This is a genomic window from Colwellia sp. SU-HH01217 (assembly GCF_057543495.1).
Map to the genome: position 1 here is coordinate 347,820 of NZ_BAAJLX010000001.1, position 20,310 is coordinate 368,129.

Here is a 20,310-nt window from a genome sequence, read left to right on the forward strand (position 1 = left end):
TCTACTTTTCACTTGGTGAATCAGCGTTAATAAACTCAGTGATCAATGGTACAACTTCATCACTCGCATCTTCTAAAATATAATGACCACAATCATCAAACGAATGCACTGCCGCTTGTGGGAATTTATCTTGCCAAACGGTTAAAAAATGACGATCAAAGACAAAATCTTTCAATCCCCAGCAAATGAGCATAGGCAATTGTTTAAATTGCGCCAAGCTATTTTCTATATCAGTAACCAATTGATAGTTTCGATCGTGAGGTTTCAACGGAATATCTTGAATAAAACGTAAAGTAGAAATACGGTTTTTCCATGAATTAAAAGGCGCGACATAAGCTTCGCGGACTTCTTTACTCATTGGTTTGCGTTTAACACCAATATAAGAGGCAATACTTGAAAAAGCATTAAAACCACGAACTAAAATTGTTCCTAGTGTTGTATTTCTACCAACAGCCAATGGTAATGGGAATTTTTTACTCTGTGGTAAATGAAATGCTGCGGTATTTAATATTACCAATTTTTTAATGCGTTCAGGGTATCGAGCAGCATACCCCATACCAATCATTCCGCCCCAATCGTGTACAACTAAAGTAATATTTTTATCTACTGCTAAATGCTCAAGTAACGCTTCGAGATCATCAATACGTTGGCTTAACGTGTAATCGTAATCTTCGTCATCAGGTTTATCTGAAAAGCCACAGCCAATATGGTCGGGCACAATACATTGATGACTGCTACTTAAGGTTTTTACTAAGTTACGATAGTAGAATGACCAACTGGGATTACCATGAACCATAACCACAGGTTCGCCTTGCCCTTCGTTCACGTAATGATATTGCTGGCCGCTTCTTTCAATAAAGTTACGTTTAAATGGAAATAGCGACGCTAAATTTTTATCGGACATGGAGTTACCTTGTGATGAATAAATACGATAATTGATGAAAGCTACAATAAAAGTGTAAGTACCAACTTACCATTTAAGTCCTAACATCATACAATTTAGACCACTACCTATCCCTAAAAAACTAACGTTATCGCCTGTTTTTAAAAAGCCTTGATCATGCGCCATAGCAGCAGTAACCGGTAAAGAAACCGTCCCCATATTGCCTAACAATTTAAAGGTGGGGTATTCTTTTTCAGCAGGAATTTCCAATGCAGTAAGTACTTGTTTTTGATTGGCTGCACCAACTTGATGACAGATCACCTTATCTACTTGCTCGATAACCCATTCACGTTGCTCTAAAAAATGCTGCCATGTATCTTTTGCTAACGACACGCCTTCTTTGAGTAACGTCACAGCGTCGGTGCGCATAAACTCTCTAAACAATTGCGGCCCAACTTCTTTTAGCCCCCATTGACACAAATTATTATGCTCTGGTGCTGATAAGTGACTGGCACCTAATAATTGATGATTACGGTCTGTTGATAAGTTTAAACTACCATCAGTTAACAAAATAGCAACTGCACCGCTACCACCAGTTAGTGTTGCTAATGATTGTGCGTAATTTTGCATACTCGGATCGGCTAACATGTCGTCTATTGTCACATCAACGATATGGCGGGCAGACTCACAAGAAACGACTAACCCAGCTTTTATTTGACCCAATTCAATGCGGTTAGCAATATCTAAAATTCCAGACAAAGCACCTAAACACGCATTAGAAATATCGTAAATTGCGGTATCGGTTGATACCCCTAATTTGGCAGCAATGCGACAAGCAGTAGCTGGCTCGTGTTGATCACGACAAACACCAGTATAAATAACAGCACCCAAATCACCAACGCTTATGCCCGTTTCATTAATTGCTTTTTCTGCTGCGGTTAAAGCACCATCAGACAGCATATGCCCTTTTGGCCACCAACGACGTTCTTCAATACCTGTTAGTGCAGCAAGCTGCCCCATAGGTATGCGGTACTTTTGGTACAAGGGAGCCAAACGAGACTCTAATGCACTACTAGTGACAACTTCAGGAGCTAACTCATAAGCTAGGCTATTTATATAAACACGGGTATATTTCATGGATCGGGGTTAACTTTCTCGTTTACAGCTCATCTAAATTCAGTTTATTTTACTGAGAAATGGCCTACTTTAAATTACTATTTAGCTTTTAGGGCGTCATTTGACCAAGAAAAGCTGCATCATTCAACTTAAATGACAATTTAGTCTTGGGATAATTTTCCCCATCGATGAAACTTTTTTGTCTTTAGCGGTAATATCTACATGATAAACATAGTCAAAAAATTCAGCCTAAGTCAATTTCAGCCAATTTATTTGGCTTATCATGCCAGCTTGCATAATCGGTGATTGTACTTCGCATACTATGCGTCTTTTAAACTTAATGCTATTTCATACAGTGCATTTTTCTTCACCCCATAAATACTGGCGGTAATTGCACAAGCTTTCTTAGGTGGAAGTTCTTTCACTAGCAGGGTCAATGTGTCAATAACTTGAGAGGGAATTTCGTCTGCAACAGCTTTATGACCTTCAATAATTAACACCATTTCACCTTTGAGCTGATTTGGATCAGTAGATAACCATTCAAGTAAATTTTCTGCACTGTCTGAATGAATGGTTTCAAAAGTTTTAGTCAACTCTCGTGCCAAAACGATATAACGCTGGCCACCTAGGGTTTTAACAATATCTGTTACTGTATCAATTGCTCGGCGAGGCGCATCATAAAACACCATAGTGCGAGTTTCTTCACTAAGCTCGTTTAGCTTTGCTTGTCTTGCGCCTGATTTTGAAGGCAAAAAGCCTTCGAAAGTAAACCTATCGGTAGGTAAACCAGCGCACGATAAAGCAGCAATTGCTGCACAAGCACCAGGAACAGGGCTGACAATTAAACCGAGTTGACGACAATGACGTACAAGATGAAACCCTGGGTCACTAATTAGCGGCGTACCGGCATCCGACACTAAGGCTATACTTTTCCCTTCTTGCAGCATAGCCGCAATTTGTTCTTGTCGTTGACGCTCATTATGATCATGCATTGACATGGTTTTATTTTTAATAGAAAAAGCAGAAAGAAGCCGCTGAGTATGCCGGGTATCTTCACATGCAATAACATCCACCTGCGTTAATACATCAATCGCTCGCTGGCTAATATCGCCTAAATTGCCAATTGGCGTGGCAACGATATATAAAGTGCCTGAATTCACCTGAGTTTCTGTCATTTTAACTTACTTTTGTTGTGACCTGTGTTAATGACGTTTATTATAAACCGATACTCAACTTAACATGCACGGATATTTTGCAGGATATGCTAACTAATTTTCAAAATTCATCTAAACTTTTATTTTCTGCTGTATTTATTACCTGCTTAATCACTAGCTGTGCTGCGCCAAAAATAGATAAAACTAAGGCCAAAACAGACACAGAAACTCAAGTAATCAATCAAGAAGAAAAAAACTTACACAGTTCTCAATATTACCTTTCACAAGCAAAGTCTTTACCCGTTGAACAATCTATCCCGATGCTTGTTAGTGCCAGCGAACAGTTATTACAAGAGAACGAAAATCATCAAGCACTTTGGTTAGCGAATCAAACCTCTGCTTTACTCCCCCCGATGTTAGATTTTCAACAAGTAGCAGCGTCAGAAAGCACTGATAAACAAAAAGTAAATGCTACACTTTGGTATCGCTTAACATTGGTTAAATCTCAGAGTTTATCCCTCTTGGGTTACTACTCGTTGGCTCAAAATCAACTTGATATAGCTACTGACATTCAAGAACACTATCAATTCGCCCAGCATTTAGCTTATTTTAAACAAGCTAAAGTCATGGCAGAGCACCAATCTTTAACGTTAAATTCGGTCGACGCCCAATTAAGAATAATTGATTTACACGAATCGATTATCGATGATGAGATTTTTTTATTGTGGCAATCGTTAAGTCAATTATCGCCATGGCAAATTAAGCAATTATCAAGAATGACACCGCCAAATTTTAAAGCATGGCATCAATTGTTAACCGCTGCTAACAAATGGGGAGACCAGCCAGTTAAATTTAACCAAGCGCTTAATCAGTGGCAAGAAAGGTACCCCAACCACGCTGGCAACATTATTATCCCTAGCTTATTGGATCAAAACACAAATGAAATTTCTGAGTTAACAAACATTGCTGTTTTGCTACCTTTGTCAGGCAAACAGAGTGCTGCTGGCATAGTCGCTCAACAAGGCATTTTGGCCGCATATGAAAATAACACCGATCTTAAAATTCACTTCATTGATGAAAACACGGTTGATATTGCTTCATTAAACTTACTGTTTACTGAAAAAGAAATAAATTTTGTCATCGGCCCATTGCTCAAAGACACGGTAAAAACATATCTTGCACAAGAAGATCTAACGCTCCCTACACTTTTATTGAACTTACCTGACGATACAGAATTACAGCCTCATCAAGTCGCCTTGTCAATGAGACGTGAAGATGAAGCAAAACAAGCAGCTTCGAGTTTAAGTCAAAAAAGTTATCAGCAGCCATTGATACTCTCCTCAAAAACCAATATTAGCAAAAGAGTCGCAGAAACTTTTTCAAAGCAATGGCAACAACTTCGAGGTCAAGCGCCTGAAATAGTCTATTTTGATAGTGGTAAAGCTATGCAAGGCGATCTTAAAGCAAGCTTGGGTATTAAAGACAGTCAGCAACGTGTGAATGACGTAAAGAGACAATTTAAGCAAAAGTTAAAAGTTGAGTTACGCAACAGGCGAGATATAGATATGATTTACCTAGTCGCTAACCCTCAACAAACTAAACTACTTAAACCTTACATTGATGTGAATACTAGCCCTTTTTCTTCTATTATTCCTGTTTATGCTAGTTCCTTAAGTCACAGTATTAACGATGACAAAAGTGATAATAGAGATTTAACCGGTTTAGTGTTTACTGAAATTCCTTGGTTATTAAACTCAACACAACAAAATAGAGAGTTGGCCGTGTTAAGCCAAACACTTTGGCCACAACGTACCGATAGTTTACAACGCATCTTTGCTATGGGATACGACAGTTTATTTTTAGTCAATAAAATACCGGCAATGCAAAAAGCTAATTATATTCGCCATTATGGTCAAACAGGGGTATTAAAACTCGGTCAAGATAATATTCTCACCCGTAGCTTGATCTGGGGCCGCTACCGAAATAATAAAGTTAAAGAAGTGACTATTGATTAGGCTTTTAAGAGCCACCCCCATGGCGCATTGATGCGTTCTAACTCAAATAATGATAAAACAAGGATGTTTTAAAATGCTATCAAATGAAAAATTTACAACAAAAAAAGTGGGTGAAATAGCCGAGGCTTATGCTGGCCAATATCTGCTAAATAATGGTTTATGCTTAATCGGTAAAAATTTTCATAATCGCCAAGGTGAGATAGACCTGATTATGCGAGATAATAGCACCTATGTTTTTATTGAAGTAAAGTACCGTAAGAACAATAACTTTGGTGGCGCTATTGCTGCAATTCCTTACAAAAAACAACAAAAAATAAGGCAGTGCGCAACATATTATCTGCAACAACATGGTTTAAATGAATATAATACTCCTTGTCGATTTGATGTAGTTGCTGTAGAAGGTAGCTTAAACAACAATGTTCAATTTAACCCTAAAGTCACCTGGCTAAAAAATGCCTTTTAATGGAGCCTAATAATTTATGTTAGAAAGGATAAAAAGTAATTTTACCGAAAGTATTCAAACCCAAATTGCTGCAAGTGATTTACTAGCAGCATCAATTGAACATGCTGGCATGGTCATTGTTCAATGTTTATTATCAGGTAATAAAATCCTCTCTTGTGGCAATGGTGGTTCAGCTAGTAATGCCCAGCATTTTGCTTCTTTGTTATTAAACCGTTATGAAACCGAGCGCCCAAGTTTACCCGCAGTAGCATTAACAACTGACACATCGACCCTTTCAGCAATTGCCAACGATTATCAATTTGATGAAATATTTTCGAAACAATTACGTGCTTTGGGTAATAATAACGATGTGCTATTAGCAATATCAACTAGTGGTAACTCCAGAAACGTAATAAAGGCGATTGAAACAGCGGTTTCTCGTGACATCCCTATTATTGCTCTAACGGGTTGTGATGGTGGTGATGTAGCAGGCTTATTAGGAGAGAACGACGTAGAAATACGTGTCCCCTCCTCCCGTACGGCAAGAATCCATGAAGTGCACTTGTTAGTCGCTCATACCTTGTGTGAAATTATCGATACTACCTTGTTTCCTCAAGATAGCTAAACCAGCAATCTGCTTATCAATATATAGAGACTTATTCAACCATGGCCATTTCCACAAATATTCGTACAATTTCATTAATTATTGCTTTAGCCTCACTTCAAGGTTGTGTTGGTGTTGCAACTGTTGCTGTTGTTAGTGGCGCTAGTATTGCCACTGACCATCGTACAATAAGCAAGCAAATTGACGACCAAACCGTTGAATTTAATGCTAATACCGCACTTTCAGATAATGTCATATTAGAGAAACAAACTAACCTGCATTTAGTCTGTATTAATGGTGCGGTATTAGTTATTGGACAAGCGCCCAATACCTATTTAAGAGACTTGGCAATTAAAGAAGTTTCCAATGTAGAAGGCGTGGCTAAAGTACACGATCAAATTAGAATCAGTAATGTCACTTCCTTAACCACCCGTAGCCATGATGTATGGCTTACCTCTAAAGTTAAAACTGCCTTATTTAGCAGTGACAAGCTTAACCCTACCAATATTAAAGTGATTACAGAAAACAGTGAAGTATTTCTAATGGGTTTAGTATCGAAAGAAGAAGCAGATGAAGCTGTTGATATAACACGTAACCTAAGTGGGGTGAATAAGGTGTTTATGGCGTTCGAGTACCTATAAGACCAATTTCAATAACTATGTGATCATTTCTACTGGTTATAATAACCGTATAAAAAAAGCGATATAAGAAGGCTTATATCGCTTTAATAAATAATTGTCTCATTACATTATTTAATAACTTTCAAACTTGCTTTACTTTTTTTCTTGGTACTTTCTTTAGTCGCGTCTTTTGGTCGCTCTGAAGATTGTACAGAAGTAATACTGGTAAGTTTGGCTGCTTTAGTTGGTTTAACTGTACTTGCAGTGTTATTAGTCTCTTCTTCTGTTACTTCTGGGTGTTCAATAGGAAAAGAAGTACCTGCGCCATTTTCTTTAGCGTAAATGGCAGCTATTGCGCCATAAGGCACAACCATATTCTCAAGCTTACCACCAAATCTCGCACTAAACTCAAGTGCCTGTTCACCCATAGCAAAACTGCCTAGTGCCGACGAAGAGATATTTAAGGTAATTTGACCATCATTCACATAAGACATGGGAACCAAAACACCATAAACACTTACATCAACAACAATGTAAGGACTTAATTCGTTATCAGATATCCAATCATAAAAAGCCCCAATAAGATAAGGCTTATTTGATGTCATTTTAATGGTCATTAGCCTGTATAGCTCATGCGCAATTCACGTTCTTCTTCCGTTAATGAAGCTTGGAATGATTCACGTTCAAATAAACGAAGCATATAAGTTTTCAGTTCTTTAGAACCTTGACCTTCTAATTCAATACCGAAAGCAGGCAATCGCCATAATAATGGAGCAAGGTAACAATCAACTAAGCTAAATTCTTCACTCATAAAGTATGGTGCTTCATTTAAGATAGGCGCAACACTTAACAAGCTTTCTTTTAGCTCTTGACGTGCTTTTTCAGCATCCGTAGCATTTCCAGTTAAAATTGTTTTAGCTAAGCTATACCAATCATTTTCAATACGAAACATCATTAAACGACTACGGCCACGTGAAACCGGATACACTGGCATCAATGGTGGGTGAGGGAAACGCTCATCTAAATATTCAATTATGATACTAGCTTCATATAACGCTAATTCTCTATCGATTAACGTTGGAATAGTGCCATATGGGTTTAAATCTAATAAGTCTTCCGGCAAGTTTGCCAAGTCAACTAGATGTATATCTACACCAACGCCTTTTTCTGCTAAAACGATGCGTGTTTGATGACTATACATGTCATCGGCATGCGAGTATAAATTCATTACAGAGCGTTTGTTTGCTGCTACGGCCATAAATAATGCCTCCAATAAAAACGTCAAATTTTGATATCAAAAAGTGATATCTCAAAAACTAATAAAGGGGTTGCCTACTTTTAATCACTTACACTAATTGATTAAAAGTAGGCAACCCCAAATTTACGATTAATGTAGAGTGTTCTTAATGAACATCTCTCCAATATTCTTTCTTAAGTAAATAAGAAACAAATAAGAGAATAAATAAGAAGCCGATTACCCAGTAACCTAAGTTCTCACGCTCTAATTTATTTGGCTCACCTACATATTCAAAGAAATTTGCTAAATCACGAGCGAAGTCATCATACTCTTCAGTCGTCATTGTACCACCAGTTGCTGGGGTCAAATTACCCTGTTCATCTAATGTACGCACACCTTGTAATGTTTGTAGAACATGCGGCATACCCACATCTTTAAATACCTTGTTATTTACGCCAAACGGACGAGATTCATCAACATAAAATGAACGTAAGTAAGTATAGATATAATCAGGACCTGGCTTTAAACGGGCAATCAATGTTAAATCTGGTGGCGCACTACCAAACCATTTCGCTGCTTCTTTTGCAGGCATGGCATTTTTAATATGATCACCGGCTTTTTGTCCGTTAAGTAAGTATTTAGCTGCACCTTCTTCTGGACTAATGCCTAAATCTGTAAACGTACGATTATAACGTTGATACTGAAGTTGGTGACAACCTAAACAGTAATTAACATAAGAGTCAAAACCACGTTTTAATGATTCTTTATCAGCTAAATCATTATTAGCATGATCAAGTTTTAGGTTACCGCTCGCAGCTAATGCCAAAGCAGGAATAAGAGAAATTAAAGCAATTAATAATCTTTTCATTAGTCTGTCACCCTCTCTGGAACAGGTTTGCAATTTTCATTCTTACTATAGAACCAAAGTGCTACAAAGAAACCAAAATAACCAAAGCTTGCAATAATACCAATCATATTAGCTGTAGGAGTAGCTGGTAATGTACCTAAAGCACCTAAAACAATAAAACAAATCGCGAACTGAATTAAGTTAACTAAGTGCCACTTGCTACGATATCTTACTGATTTCACTACACCGCGATCGAACCAAGGTAATAGGAACAAGGCAACAATTGCACCGAACATCGCTACTGCACCTAATAACTTATCAGGAACCACACGTAAAATGGTATAGAACGGACCAAAATACCAAACGGGTGCTATATGCTCAGGTGTTTTCAGACCATTAGCAGGTTCAAAGTTAGGCGCTTCCATAAAGTAACCGCCCCCCTCAGGTGCAAAAAACATCACCCAAGAAAATAGAATTAAGAAAATAACAACAGCGACTAAATCCTTCACAGTGTAATAAGGATGGAAAGGGATAGCGTCAACAATATCGTATTTTTCTGAGTACTGTTTGTGGAAAGTAAACTTACTTAATTCTTCAGGTTTAACACTGCCCTTTGGCTTTTTAATATTCGTGCCGTCAGGGTTATTAGAGCCAACTTCGTGCAAAGCTAAAATATGTAGGAAGACTAAAACTACTAATACCAATGGTAGTGCAACAACATGTAAAGCAAAGAAACGGTTTAATGTTGCGCCTGAAATAACATAATCACCACGGATCCAAAGGGTTAAGTCATCACCAATAATTGGAATAGCACCAAAGAGGGAAATAATAACTTGTGCGCCCCAATACGACATATTACCCCAAGGTAATAAGTAGCCCATAAAAGCTTCAGCCATTAATACTAAGAAGATTAACATACCGAAAATCCATAGTAATTCACGAGGTTTTTGATATGAACCGTAGATAAGACCACGCATCATATGTAAATAGACCACAACGAAAAATGCAGAAGCCCCTGTAGAATGCATGTAACGTAGCAACCAACCAAAGTCGACATCACGCATAATGTATTCAACTGAAGCAAAAGCACCTGCACCTGATGGCTCATAGTTCATCGTTAACCAAATACCCGTAAGCAGTTGGTTAACTAAAACAACACTGGCTAAAATGCCAAATACATACCAAAAGTTAAAGTTCTTCGGTGCTGGATATTGCGCAGCATGCTTATTGTAAGCATCAGTAACTGGAAGACGTTGATCTATCCATCCCATTACTGAATTAAATAAATTCATCAACATTATGCTTCTCCTGGTCCGACACCTATTAACAAGGTACCTTCTTTTGGAAATGAGTGTTCAGGAATAACAAGGTTCAATGGCGCAGGAACGCTTTGAAAAACACGACCGGCCATATCAAATTTAGAACCATGACATGGGCAGAAGAAACCATCGGTAACTCCTTCTACTTGCTCTTCAAAGTCACCCTTGTGATAAGTTGGTGCACACCCTAAATGAGTACAAACACCTAATGCAACTAAGAACTCAGGAGATATTGAACGAAATTCATTCGTCGCATAACTTGGCTGTTGAGGCTCTTCCGACTTTGGATCTTTTAGCTTACTGTCATGTTTAGCTAAATCACTCACCGTTTTATCTGTACGACGTACAACATAAACTGGTTTACCACGCCATTCAGCACGGACAAGTTGACCTGGCTCTATTTTACTTACATTGAGTTCTACTGGAGCACCTGCTGCTTTCGCACGGGCACTTGGATTCCAGGAACCAATGAAAGGCACAGCCACTCCGGCAACACCAACACCACCAACAACTGCAGTAGCAGCTGTTAAAAAGCGTCGACGGCCATTAATCACGGGCGCATTGCTCATTCATAATCTCCAATTAAAAATTAAAACCAAACCTGCTATTTAGTATCAATGATCCCGTTTTTAATTAATGGGATTTATGACTTTATTAGTGTTTAGTTAAACTAGCGACAAAAAATTTTTATGATCATAAAGAAATGCCCTATTTTTTACAAGGTAAATTGCTGTTTCAGTGCGATGAATATCTAAATATAGGTTAAAAAATACAGTGAATGATTTTTTAATGATAATAGTTATCATTTACTGGTGATTTTAGCGGGTAATTGACTGATTTTGAGTGTGTAGCTGGTGTTACTTTGTTTTAGAAGAGCCTTTAATCATGCATGATTAATCTACTTTCACTTTCGTAAAGAATTATTCAGATAAAAGTTTTTAGTGCTTGGTTTGTATCGTCGCTCTTTCACAATTAACTCGATACTTGAGTTATTCTACATCGTCGCTCTTTCACAGCGAACTTGGTACTTGAGTTATTCTACATCGTCGTTCTTTCACATCCATGTGATCACGACATACGCCCATCCTTGGGCATCGCCTTTCTTTGCCATCCATGGCACCACGGCATATGATTCATCCCTGAATATAAAAAAACCGGCAGAAGCCGGTTTTTTGATTCGATATAAGAATAAATCTTAACGTTTCGAGAATTGTGGTTTCTTACGCGCTTTGTGTAAGCCAACTTTCTTACGTTCAACTTTACGAGCATCACGAGTTACGAAACCAGCTTTACGTAAATCGCTACGTAAAGTTTCATCGAACTCCATTAATGCACGAGTGATACCGTGACGAATTGCGCCAGCTTGACCTGAAATACCACCACCTACAACAGAGATATTTAAGTCAAATTTTTCTAACATTTCAACTAACTCTAATGGTTGACGAACAACCATACGTGCTGTTTCGCGACCGAAGTACACAGAAATGTCACGTTTGTTAATTGTAATAGCGCCATTACCAGCCTTTAAAAACACACGAGCTGTAGAGCTCTTGCGACGACCAGTACCGTAATATTGATTATCAGCCATTGTCTATAACTCCAAAGGTTGTGGTTGTTGAGCGGTATGAGCATGCTCAGGACCGGCAAATACTTTAAGTTTGCGGAACATATCACGACCTAAAGGACCTTTAGGTAACATGCCTTTTACTGCAAATTCAAGTACGCGCTCTGGTGCTTTTTCAATTAACTTTTCAAAGCTAATTTGCTTAAGTCCACCAGGGAATTCAGTATGCGAATAGTAAATTTTACCCTTCGCTTTGTTACCAGTTACTTTTACTTTCTCAGCATTAACAACAACGATATAATCGCCTGTATCAACATGAGGAGTGTATTCTGGTTTATGCTTACCGCGTAAACGGGTTGCAATTTCAGTAGCGATACGACCTAAAGTTTTATCTTCGGCGTCCACTAAGAACCATTCGCGTTCAACGCTTTCTGGTTTAGCTACAAAAGTTTTCATTTTAAAACCCAAATTAAATATTGTTACACCTAGTTGACAAACTGTTTACCCAATTAAAATTAAAGAAAACAACCTATCGGTTAAAAAAGACTACGCAATTACCCCTTCGAGTATCGAGTCCCTGTCTGTGCTCTGGAAAAAACATCAGACGTTAGTAACGTAGGGACGCGCATTGTACAGAAGTTAAAGCTAAAGATCACGTCTATTTTTCAATCAAAGTGTTTTTATTTCGCAATTACTTGCCGCACTTCACAGTATTACGCTTTATTATGGCAAATGATTATGGCAAATGCTCTGACGCTAAATAGTCATGAGACTGCATTTCTTGCAAGCGAGATAAACAACGTTTAAATTCAAAAGCTAAACGCCCACCACTGTATAAGTCCTCTAAGGCAACTTCTGCAGAGATAATTAATTTAACATTGCGCTCATAAAACTCATCAACTAAGGCGATAAAGCGTCTAGTTGAGTCATCTGTTTCGCTGCCCATTTGCGTCACATTTGCAAGTAAGACGGTGTGATATAAACGGCTTAATTCCATATAATCACCTTGGCTACGAGCGGTTTCACACAAAATACTAAAGTCAAAATGCACTATGCCATCGGCAACTGCAACGGTTTGTAAGTCACGATTGTTAACTTTAATAATGGCACCTTGCTGACCTTTCTCTGTAGAAAGACGAGCGAAGTAATCTTGCAGGTTATCATCCGCTTGTTGATCTAAAGGATAATGAAAAATTTCAGCTTGCTGTAATGTTCTTAATCGGTAATCAACACCGCTATCAACATTAACAATGTCTGTATGCTGGTTAATTAATTTAATCGCAGGTAAAAAACGTTCGCGCTGTAAACCGTTTCGATATAATTCGTCCGGTATGATATTAGATGTCGCCACTAACGTGACATTATGCGAAAAAAGCTCCTCAAATAACGTACCTAAAATCATCGCATCTGTTATATCTGAAACAAAAAACTCATCAAAACAAATAATACAGGTTTCTTGTGCAAATCGTTTAGCAATGATTTTTAGGGGATCAGACTGACCAGTTAGAGTTTTCAATTCTTGATGAACACGATGCATAAAGCGGTGAAAATGCACGCGTGTTTTGTTTTCAAACGGCAAGCAGTCGAAAAAAGTGTCAACTAAATAAGTTTTACCCCGTCCAACGCCTCCCCAAAAATAAAGTCCTTTAATTGGACTTACTTCAGGTTTTGAATAGACTTTTTTCCAACGATTAAGGACTTTTTTAAAGCCAGAAACAGCTACAGGTTTACTTTGTAAATCTTCATATAAACGCTGCAGGTGCTTTACTGCATTTTCTTGAGCAGCGTCGTATTGAAAATCATCGCGAGTTAAATCTTTTTGGTATTGCTCAAGTGGAGAAAGTTTAATCATTGAAGAACCATTCTTTTTTACAATCTATAGAGAAACAATTATTTTTTTAAAATATACTAAGGTTAGCTTTGTATAAAGTTACCAAGGCGCGTTATATTATACCTATCGAATCACATTTATGTGTAGTTAAGTTAAAAAACTCGTAAATATTCGATTTTTAGGTTTCCCATTTTTGATAGGCAAATTAGAGGTACTGAAGTATGGATGTTATCACTGGATTAATTATTTTTATTGTGGGTAGTTTAACTGGATTTTTTGCTAACCGTTTCTTATCAGCATCGAGTCAAGAGCAACAAAAACTAGCCAAAAAAGTCAGCGAAAGTGAAGCTGCATTAGTGCAATATAAAATTGATGTTGCAGAGCACTTAGATAGCTCAACGAAACTGTTAGATCAAATGAACAGTACTTGTCAGTCTGCGATGAAACAAATGGAAAAAAGTACTAAGTTATTGCAACAAGCGACACCTTCTGGCGAAGCTATGCCATTTTTTTCTAAGGAAACACAAGAGCAACTAGCGCAAACAGTTAATCTTCGTCATGAGAAGCGCATCGACAACGAAGGTGAAGATGTCACAGAGCCGCCACTTGATTATTCAAACAACCCTAGTGGTCTATTTGATGATTCGAAACAAAGTGTTACAACTACGAACTAAGATTGGATGAACTAACAGAAATAAGGATGGTCTGTTACTGAGTATGCTTATTTTTAAGGAGTCTTTTTAAGTATGAAAAAATTATCTTTTTTAATCAGTGCTGCATTAATTACAGGTAGCGTTACATTAACCAGTTTACCAAGCCACGGGGCTATCCCTTTATCACTTAATGGCCAAGCAATGCCTAGCTTAGCACCAATGCTAGAAAGTGCGACACCAGCCGTTGTGTTAATATCTGTTAAAGGTACTCATGAAGTTAAACAACAAATACCTGACGCCTTTAAATTTTTCTTTGGCAACCCTCGTCAAGATCCCTCTCAAGAAAGACAATTTAGAGGGCTGGGCTCAGGGGTAATTATTAATGCTGATGAAGGCTATATAGTAACAAACAACCATGTTATTGCTGAAGCTGACGAGATCTTAATTACTTTAAAAGATGGTCGTCAACATACCGCTAAAAAAATTGGTTCTGACGAAGATAGTGATATCGCACTTTTACAAATAGATGCTGATAATCTTAAAGAAATTAAATTTGCCGACTCGGATAGCTTACGTGTAGGTGACTTTTCTGTCGCTATTGGTAGTCCTTTTGGTTTAGGCCAAACGGTTACATCTGGTATTGTCAGTGCCCTTGGGCGTAGTGGATTAAACATTGAGAATTATGAAGATTTTATTCAAACCGATGCAGCCATTAATAGCGGCAACTCAGGTGGTGCTTTAGTTAATTTAAGAGGCGAACTTATTGGCATAAACACTGCCATTTTAGGCCCCAGTGGTGGCAATGTCGGCATCGGTTTCGCTATTCCAAGTAATATGGTTAAAAACTTAATTAATCAAATTATTGAGTTTGGTGAAATTCGCCGAGGCGTACTTGGTGTTTCTGGCAGAAGTGTTAATAGCGAAATTGCCAAAGCGATGGAACTAAGTGCTACCCAAGGTGGCTTTATTGAACAAGTTATCCCTAACTCTGCCGCCAGCGAAGCAGGTATAAAAGCCGGCGATGTGATTACACAAATTAATGGTAAAAACATTCGCTCTTTTAGTGAACTACGAGGAAAAATTGGTTCAATAGGAGCAGGAAAAAGCATCAAATTAACAATTGTCCGTGGCGATGATAGACCGAAAGTGTTCAAGGTAAAACTCAAGCGCGCTGACAGCAGTAATGTTGCCGCTTCGACTATTCACCCTATGCTTGAAGGCAGTGAATTAGTCAATAACCCCCAAGGTATTGGGGTAACGGTAACCAGTGTTGCTCCTAACAGTCCGGCACTACTGATTGGACTAGAGCCCAATGATATCATTGTCGGGATTAATCGTTTACGCATTAATAATCTTGCCGAGTTAAGAAAATCACTTAAAGAACAGCAAGGGGTTTTTGCTTTAAAAATAGTCAGAGGCAACCAAAATTTATATCTAATGGTGCGCTAATAAACGACCACAAAAATAAACTAAAAAGGGCTATTAATAGCCCTTTTTTTTCGCAACCACTTTAAAAATTTTATTTTATTACACACTTCTTGATTATCTTGCGCTAAACTAAGCCTAACAAATGGTTAATTTAAATTTGTTTGTTGTTAATCTTTATACACCGCAAAAAACAAATCGTACCTGCAGTGTGCAAACCAAAGATCAGCATGCCTTAATCAATTATAATAATAACTGGATAACAACAACTTTGTCATCACGCCCTGCTACTACAGTATTTCATTCAATTTTCGCTATTGCTAAATACATTTTTACCGCTGCAAGTTATGGCGTTATTTTTGCCATCGCTGTTTTACTTATCGTGCCTGCTTATCAAAATAATGATTCTATATTGGCACTTTTTCAGCCTAACCAACAACAACAACCCCCGGTTTCATATGCCAAAGCAGTAAGTATTGCAGGGCCTGCGGTTGTTAATATTTATTCTTCTGAAATTCAACGTAATCCCAGATATGGTCGCAACACAGTAAAATCTTCTCGATTAGGCTCAGGCGTTATCATGGATTCGTTAGGCTATATTTTAACGAATTTCCATGTTGTTCATAATACCAACTTAATTGAAGTTGTTTTACAAAGTGGTCAAATTTATCCCGCCGAACTTATTGGCTTTGATCGCTATACAGATTTAGCAGTGCTTAAAGTTGATGCTGCAATTAAACTTCCTGTTATCCCCCAACGTGCCGATATAACGTCGCTGCCCGGTGATGTCGTACTTGCTATAGGAAACCCTTTAAACTTAGGTCAAACAGTTACTCAAGGCATTATCAGTGCTACTGGCCGTGTTGGTATGAGTAGTACAAGTTATTTAGACTTTTTACAAATGGATGCGGCAATTAACGAAGGAAATTCTGGAGGCGCGTTAATTAATACTCATGGCGAATTAGTCGGTATTAACTCTCGACAAGTAACAGATGATAAAATAAATATTCAAGGCATATTTTTAGCTGTACCTTATCAGTTAGCCGCAAAAGTGATGCAAAAAATTATTGCTAATGGACGGGTTGTTCGCGGCTGGCTTGGTATTATCACGAATACCGAGTACCGAGGAGATAAAGGGTTTGTTGTTGATGCTATTGCTCCGAATAGCCCTGCACAAATCGCAGGAATTCTACCCGGAGATCTAATTTATCAAATTGGTGAACACCAAATCACAAGCGTCACTCAAGCATTAGATATTGTCGCTGAAACCTCACCCAATACAACTATCACTTTTAAAGTACTTAGAAAGAACACTCCTATGGAAATCCCTGTGACTATCCTAGAGCAAACTCAATAATTATTTTCTATTTTTCAAACTGTTAACCATCTCTTAAACCGAGTTCAGGTTAAATAAATTAAACCGCCTAAACTCAAGACACAAAAAAAGGATTAAAGTGACTTTAATCCTTTTAAAATTATATAAAACGATAACTCGTTATAGCTAGCTTTAGTGTTTCAAAACCCTAAGGGTTACATTTTCACACGTGTGATATTGCCGCCAAGCGCTTTAAGTTTATCTTCAATATGTAAATAACCACGATCAATGTGATATATGCGGTCAACTTGGGTCTGGGTTGTTGCCACTAAACCAGCAATTACTAAGCTAGCAGAGGCGCGTAAATCAGTAGCCATTACCTGTGCTCCGTTTAAACTACTCACCCCTTTTACAATCGCTGTGTTTCCTTCTAATGAAATATCTGCGCCCATTCGTTGTAACTCAGGCACATGCATAAAGCGATTTTCAAATATAGTTTCTGTTACTGTTGCAGTACCTTGTGCTAAAACATTTAAGGTAACAAATTGCGCTTGCATATCGGTAGGAAAAGCGGGATGCGGTGCGGTTCTAATATTAACAGCCTTAGCAGCTTGGTTCATGGTTAGTTCAATCCAATCATCGCCTGTTGCTATTTCTGCTCCAGCTTCTTGTAATTTGTTTAATACCGCATCAAGTGCTTTAGGATCAGTATTAAGACATTTAACTTTGCCTTGAGTGACTGCTGCTGCCACTAAAAATGTACCAGTTTCAATACGATCAGGCATCACACTGTATGTGCTTCCCTGTAAGCGCTCAACACCTTCAATGGTTAAGGTATCAGTACCTGCACCAGTAATTTTTGCGCCCATTGAAATCAAGCAATTAGCAAGATCAACAATTTCAGGCTCTCGAGCTGCATTTTCAATGACGGTTATACCATCAGCAAGTGCTGCTGCCATTAATAGATTTTCTGTGCCTGTAACACTAACGGTATCCATAAAAATAGTTGCGCCAGACAAACGGCCATTGTTTTTAGCGTTGATGTAACCATTTTCAACATCAACCTCAGCGCCCATCAATTTAAGCCCATGTATATGAAGGTTTACAGGTCTTGCGCCAATAGCGCAACCGCCAGGTAATGACACTTCAGCATGACCAAAACGAGCTAATAAAGGCCCTAAGACTAAAATAGAAGCCCGCATTGTTTTTACTAAATCGTAAGAAGCTTTGCAATGGTCGATCACACTTGCATCAATTTCTAAACTGTCTTCTGATAACCACTGAATTTTTGCGCCTAATTGTGATAATAACTTCACGGTAGTTAAAATATCATTTAACTTAGGAACGTTATTAAATACAACAGGGGTTTCAGAAAGAAGTGCCGACATCAAAATCGGCAAAGCCGCATTTTTAGCTCCGGATATAGTCACTTCACCGCGTAGTGGATTCCCACCAATAATTTTAAATGCGTCCAAAATTTGCTACTTATTGATAATAATTGAAAAGATAAATGTGATTTGCTAAAGAGGTAAGTTAAACATTTTGTCACGCTTCCATTGCTCTGTAGTAAATGTTTTTACTGTAAGCGCATGAATAGTGCCAGCTTTAATCACATCTGCCAAAGGTACAGAAATAGCTTGATGCTTCTTCACTCTACTTAATTCTCCAAAAATATCGGCTACTGCGATAACTTTACATTGTGAGCCGTCAAATGCGACATGCAATTCATCTAGTGAAATAGCATCATTAATTAATTTTTCAATTTCAGAAACGTCCAAAATTATCTCCTACGAATTTGTATTTATTGGTAAAAAACTTAGTACAGAGCTTAGCTCTGCTAATTTTATAAGATTTGAAGGTATATGCAGCAATGATAAATGACAATCGTTTGCTTGTGCATATTCAACTTGAGTAAGTAACCAAGCTAAACCAGCGGTATCGACTTTAGTGACTTCAGCTAAGTCAATATTAGCGTTGTTTTCTTTTAATAGTTGCCTACTTTCATTATTAGGGATTAATGGCACCGTTTGGCGAATTAACTCACCAGAAAGCCTTAAAGTTTGCTCAACTTTAGTTAGTACAATTTTACTCACTCGTTAGCCTTTCGATGCTTTGAAAACTATATCACGTTGACTTTTTTCTCTTAAAAGCTCAGTCACATACGGTAGACCTTTTTGCCTGATAATACTACCTAATTCGGCTTGTTTACTATCAAGTAAGCTCACCCCCTCAGCTATCATATCAAACGCTTTCCAGTCACCTGTTTTTCTATTTTTCCGCACTTTAAAGGCAATATCGATATTATCTCGACCTTCCATAATCACGCGAGTATTAACAGCGACAATAGTCTTACCTTCTAGATCTTGGCCAGGGAAAAATTGTACCTCTTGGTTATCGTACAATGTAAACACTTGCGCATATGAAGTAATTAAATACTCACGAAAAACAGGAACAAATGCATTACGCTCTTCATTCGTCGTTTTTTTAAGCTGACTACCAATTACTTTAAACGCTGAGTATTTATAGTTGATATAAGGCATCAACTCTTCACGGACTATTGTTTTTAAAATATTAGGGTTATTTTTAATTTCACTGCTTTCATTGGCAAAGCGTTTAAAGGTGATTTGTGAAACTTGTTCAATCATTTCATAAGGATTTTTCTTATCCACTTTTTGACTTGCTGAACTAAGGCTCGATTGAGGCGATGAGTTTGCCTCCTCTGCCATACCGTGTAGGCTTAGCCCACATAAAAAAGCCAGTAATATTTTTTTATTCTGAAACAAGTTATTCTTCCATTTAATTATCATTATTCATCACTTCCTTGACCAAATAAAAATTGACCAATTAATTCTTCTAATACTAGAGCAGGTTTTGTATCTTCTATAAAGTCGCCAGGAACTAACATCTCTAGAGAGTCATCAATAAAGCCAGGCTGCAAGCCAATATATTGTTCACCTAGTAAACCTGCCGTTAAAATAGCAACAGAAGTCGCCTCAGAAAACCGGTTGTACTTAACGTTAATATCGAGTGTCACTACGGGAGTATAGTCATCTTCATCCAGTGAAATATCACTAACTCTACCAACAACTACTCCCCCGACTTTAATCGGTGAACGTACTTTTAAGCCACCAATATTGTCAAATTTAGCTTTTAATACGTAAGTATCACTATTCCCTGAAATACCGCTATTGGCCACTTTTAATGACAACATTAATAATGCGGCAATACCGAATGCCACAAATACTCCTACCAATAACTCTACTTTTTTAGACATCATGTCTTTCA

The 20,310-nt window shown here is 37.9% G+C and carries 23 protein-coding genes; 7 read left to right on the forward strand and 16 right to left on the reverse strand.

Annotated elements, in window-relative coordinates:
• Position 1: 1 nt before the first annotated feature.
• The 3 genes from AC27G3_RS01450 to rsmI all read right to left on the reverse strand — a co-directional run bounded on the left by AC27G3_RS01450 (position 2) and on the right by rsmI (position 3,174).
• Complete coding sequence (locus tag AC27G3_RS01450) at positions 2-904, reverse strand: alpha/beta fold hydrolase (protein WP_487118091.1); 903 nt, start codon at positions 902-904, stop codon at positions 2-4.
• A gap of 66 nt (positions 905-970) precedes the next feature.
• The gene (locus AC27G3_RS01455; RefSeq protein ID WP_487118093.1) at positions 971-2,020 is read right to left on the reverse strand and encodes a 3-oxoacyl-ACP synthase III; all 1,050 of its coding nucleotides are present in this window, start codon (positions 2,018-2,020) and stop codon (positions 971-973) included.
• Positions 2,021-2,319: 299 nt separating this feature from the next.
• A complete protein-coding gene (gene rsmI, locus AC27G3_RS01460) occupies positions 2,320-3,174 on the reverse strand; it encodes a 16S rRNA (cytidine(1402)-2'-O)-methyltransferase (protein WP_487118095.1) in 855 nt (284 codons plus the stop codon).
• Positions 3,175-3,260: 86 nt separating this feature from the next.
• Between rsmI and AC27G3_RS01465 the strand changes: the two genes are divergently transcribed.
• From AC27G3_RS01465 to AC27G3_RS01480, 4 genes are all read left to right on the forward strand, one after another.
• A complete protein-coding gene (locus AC27G3_RS01465) occupies positions 3,261-5,168 on the forward strand; it encodes a penicillin-binding protein activator (protein ID WP_487118097.1) in 1,908 nt (635 codons plus the stop codon).
• 73 nt (positions 5,169-5,241) lie between these two features.
• Positions 5,242-5,631, forward strand: a complete 390-nt coding sequence (locus AC27G3_RS01470) for a YraN family protein (protein ID WP_487118099.1) — start codon at positions 5,242-5,244, stop codon at positions 5,629-5,631.
• Between the two features lie 16 nt (positions 5,632-5,647).
• Positions 5,648-6,235, forward strand: a complete 588-nt coding sequence (locus AC27G3_RS01475; RefSeq protein WP_487118101.1) for a phosphoheptose isomerase — start codon at positions 5,648-5,650, stop codon at positions 6,233-6,235.
• Positions 6,236-6,276: 41 nt separating this feature from the next.
• Complete coding sequence (locus AC27G3_RS01480; protein WP_487118103.1) at positions 6,277-6,855, forward strand: BON domain-containing protein; 579 nt, start codon at positions 6,277-6,279, stop codon at positions 6,853-6,855.
• Positions 6,856-6,962: 107 nt separating this feature from the next.
• On the opposite strand, the gene AC27G3_RS01485 is transcribed toward AC27G3_RS01480, so the two are convergent.
• From AC27G3_RS01485 to zapE, 8 genes are all read right to left on the reverse strand, one after another.
• Positions 6,963-7,439 carry a ClpXP protease specificity-enhancing factor gene (locus AC27G3_RS01485; protein ID WP_487118105.1) on the reverse strand — a complete coding sequence of 159 codons (477 nt, stop codon included), beginning with the start codon at positions 7,437-7,439 and terminating at the stop codon, positions 6,963-6,965.
• Between the two features lie 11 nt (positions 7,440-7,450).
• The gene (sspA, locus tag AC27G3_RS01490) at positions 7,451-8,092 is read right to left on the reverse strand and encodes a stringent starvation protein SspA (protein WP_487118107.1); all 642 of its coding nucleotides are present in this window, start codon (positions 8,090-8,092) and stop codon (positions 7,451-7,453) included.
• Positions 8,093-8,237: 145 nt separating this feature from the next.
• The gene (locus AC27G3_RS01495; protein WP_487118109.1) at positions 8,238-8,939 is read right to left on the reverse strand and encodes a cytochrome c1; all 702 of its coding nucleotides are present in this window, start codon (positions 8,937-8,939) and stop codon (positions 8,238-8,240) included.
• Positions 8,939-10,216 carry a cytochrome b gene (locus tag AC27G3_RS01500; RefSeq protein ID WP_487118111.1) on the reverse strand — a complete coding sequence of 426 codons (1,278 nt, stop codon included), beginning with the start codon at positions 10,214-10,216 and terminating at the stop codon, positions 8,939-8,941. Before AC27G3_RS01500 ends, AC27G3_RS01495 begins: the two co-directional genes overlap by 1 nt.
• Entirely contained in the window at positions 10,216-10,806 is a 591-nt protein-coding gene (gene petA, locus AC27G3_RS01505) for a ubiquinol-cytochrome c reductase iron-sulfur subunit (protein WP_487118113.1), read from the reverse strand. Before petA ends, AC27G3_RS01500 begins: the two co-directional genes overlap by 1 nt.
• A 626-nt stretch (positions 10,807-11,432) precedes the next feature.
• A complete protein-coding gene (rpsI, locus tag AC27G3_RS01510; protein ID WP_487118115.1) occupies positions 11,433-11,825 on the reverse strand; it encodes a 30S ribosomal protein S9 in 393 nt (130 codons plus the stop codon).
• Positions 11,826-11,828: 3 nt separating this feature from the next.
• The gene (gene rplM, locus AC27G3_RS01515) at positions 11,829-12,257 is read right to left on the reverse strand and encodes a 50S ribosomal protein L13 (protein WP_487118117.1); all 429 of its coding nucleotides are present in this window, start codon (positions 12,255-12,257) and stop codon (positions 11,829-11,831) included.
• Between the two features lie 280 nt (positions 12,258-12,537).
• Positions 12,538-13,653 (reverse strand): cell division protein ZapE, encoded by a 1,116-nt coding sequence (gene zapE / locus AC27G3_RS01520; protein WP_487118119.1) that lies wholly within the window; start codon positions 13,651-13,653, stop codon positions 12,538-12,540.
• A 200-nt stretch (positions 13,654-13,853) separates the two neighbouring features.
• On the opposite strand from zapE, the gene AC27G3_RS01525 reads away from it, so the two are divergent.
• The 3 genes from AC27G3_RS01525 to AC27G3_RS01535 all read left to right on the forward strand — a co-directional run bounded on the left by AC27G3_RS01525 (position 13,854) and on the right by AC27G3_RS01535 (position 17,067).
• Positions 13,854-14,306 carry a Z-ring associated ZapG family protein gene (locus AC27G3_RS01525; protein ID WP_487118121.1) on the forward strand — a complete coding sequence of 151 codons (453 nt, stop codon included), beginning with the start codon at positions 13,854-13,856 and terminating at the stop codon, positions 14,304-14,306.
• Positions 14,307-14,378: 72 nt separating this feature from the next.
• Positions 14,379-15,734 carry a Do family serine endopeptidase gene (locus AC27G3_RS01530; RefSeq protein WP_487118123.1) on the forward strand — a complete coding sequence of 452 codons (1,356 nt, stop codon included), beginning with the start codon at positions 14,379-14,381 and terminating at the stop codon, positions 15,732-15,734.
• Between the two features lie 121 nt (positions 15,735-15,855).
• On the forward strand, positions 15,856-17,067 hold the full coding sequence (locus AC27G3_RS01535; protein WP_487118125.1) for a trypsin-like peptidase domain-containing protein: 1,212 nt from the start codon (positions 15,856-15,858) through the stop codon (positions 17,065-17,067).
• 173 nt (positions 17,068-17,240) lie between these two features.
• On the opposite strand, the gene murA is transcribed toward AC27G3_RS01535, so the two are convergent.
• The 5 genes from murA to mlaD are packed head-to-tail and all read right to left on the reverse strand — an operon-like array spanning position 17,241 to position 20,302.
• Complete coding sequence (gene murA / locus AC27G3_RS01540) at positions 17,241-18,500, reverse strand: UDP-N-acetylglucosamine 1-carboxyvinyltransferase (RefSeq protein ID WP_487118126.1); 1,260 nt, start codon at positions 18,498-18,500, stop codon at positions 17,241-17,243.
• A gap of 45 nt (positions 18,501-18,545) precedes the next feature.
• Positions 18,546-18,803 (reverse strand): BolA family protein, encoded by a 258-nt coding sequence (locus AC27G3_RS01545; protein WP_487118128.1) that lies wholly within the window; start codon positions 18,801-18,803, stop codon positions 18,546-18,548.
• A 9-nt stretch (positions 18,804-18,812) separates the two neighbouring features.
• Positions 18,813-19,118 (reverse strand): STAS domain-containing protein, encoded by a 306-nt coding sequence (locus tag AC27G3_RS01550; RefSeq protein WP_487118130.1) that lies wholly within the window; start codon positions 19,116-19,118, stop codon positions 18,813-18,815.
• 3 nt (positions 19,119-19,121) lie between these two features.
• Positions 19,122-19,832, reverse strand: a complete 711-nt coding sequence (locus AC27G3_RS01555; RefSeq protein WP_487118131.1) for an ABC transporter substrate-binding protein — start codon at positions 19,830-19,832, stop codon at positions 19,122-19,124.
• Positions 19,832-20,302 (reverse strand): outer membrane lipid asymmetry maintenance protein MlaD, encoded by a 471-nt coding sequence (gene mlaD / locus AC27G3_RS01560; RefSeq protein WP_487118133.1) that lies wholly within the window; start codon positions 20,300-20,302, stop codon positions 19,832-19,834. The genes AC27G3_RS01555 and mlaD overlap by 1 nt, the downstream gene beginning before the upstream one ends.
• Positions 20,303-20,310 lie beyond the last annotated feature (8 nt).

Coding starts and splice junctions, on each gene's coding strand:
- AC27G3_RS01470 (WP_487118099.1), top strand. CDS start 5,242: ATGCTATCAAATGAAAAATTTACAACAAAAAAAGTGGGTGAAATAGCC.
- AC27G3_RS01485 (WP_487118105.1), bottom strand. CDS start 7,439: ATGACATCAAATAAGCCTTATCTTATTGGGGCTTTTTATGATTGGATA.
- rplM (WP_487118117.1), bottom strand. CDS start 12,257: ATGAAAACTTTTGTAGCTAAACCAGAAAGCGTTGAACGCGAATGGTTC.
- AC27G3_RS01525 (WP_487118121.1), top strand. CDS start 13,854: ATGGATGTTATCACTGGATTAATTATTTTTATTGTGGGTAGTTTAACT.
- rsmI (WP_487118095.1), bottom strand. CDS start 3,174: ATGACAGAAACTCAGGTGAATTCAGGCACTTTATATATCGTTGCCACG.
- petA (WP_487118113.1), bottom strand. CDS start 10,806: ATGAGCAATGCGCCCGTGATTAATGGCCGTCGACGCTTTTTAACAGCT.
- AC27G3_RS01530 (WP_487118123.1), top strand. CDS start 14,379: ATGAAAAAATTATCTTTTTTAATCAGTGCTGCATTAATTACAGGTAGC.
- AC27G3_RS01500 (WP_487118111.1), bottom strand. CDS start 10,216: ATGTTGATGAATTTATTTAATTCAGTAATGGGATGGATAGATCAACGT.
- sspA (WP_487118107.1), bottom strand. CDS start 8,092: ATGGCCGTAGCAGCAAACAAACGCTCTGTAATGAATTTATACTCGCAT.
- AC27G3_RS01450 (WP_487118091.1), bottom strand. CDS start 904: ATGTCCGATAAAAATTTAGCGTCGCTATTTCCATTTAAACGTAACTTT.
- mlaD (WP_487118133.1), bottom strand. CDS start 20,302: ATGATGTCTAAAAAAGTAGAGTTATTGGTAGGAGTATTTGTGGCATTC.
- AC27G3_RS01475 (WP_487118101.1), top strand. CDS start 5,648: ATGTTAGAAAGGATAAAAAGTAATTTTACCGAAAGTATTCAAACCCAA.
- AC27G3_RS01465 (WP_487118097.1), top strand. CDS start 3,261: ATGCTAACTAATTTTCAAAATTCATCTAAACTTTTATTTTCTGCTGTA.
- rpsI (WP_487118115.1), bottom strand. CDS start 11,825: ATGGCTGATAATCAATATTACGGTACTGGTCGTCGCAAGAGCTCTACA.
- zapE (WP_487118119.1), bottom strand. CDS start 13,653: ATGATTAAACTTTCTCCACTTGAGCAATACCAAAAAGATTTAACTCGC.
- AC27G3_RS01455 (WP_487118093.1), bottom strand. CDS start 2,020: ATGAAATATACCCGTGTTTATATAAATAGCCTAGCTTATGAGTTAGCT.
- AC27G3_RS01535 (WP_487118125.1), top strand. CDS start 15,856: ATGGTTAATTTAAATTTGTTTGTTGTTAATCTTTATACACCGCAAAAA.
- AC27G3_RS01495 (WP_487118109.1), bottom strand. CDS start 8,939: ATGAAAAGATTATTAATTGCTTTAATTTCTCTTATTCCTGCTTTGGCA.
- AC27G3_RS01480 (WP_487118103.1), top strand. CDS start 6,277: ATGGCCATTTCCACAAATATTCGTACAATTTCATTAATTATTGCTTTA.
- AC27G3_RS01555 (WP_487118131.1), bottom strand. CDS start 19,832: ATGATAATTAAATGGAAGAATAACTTGTTTCAGAATAAAAAAATATTA.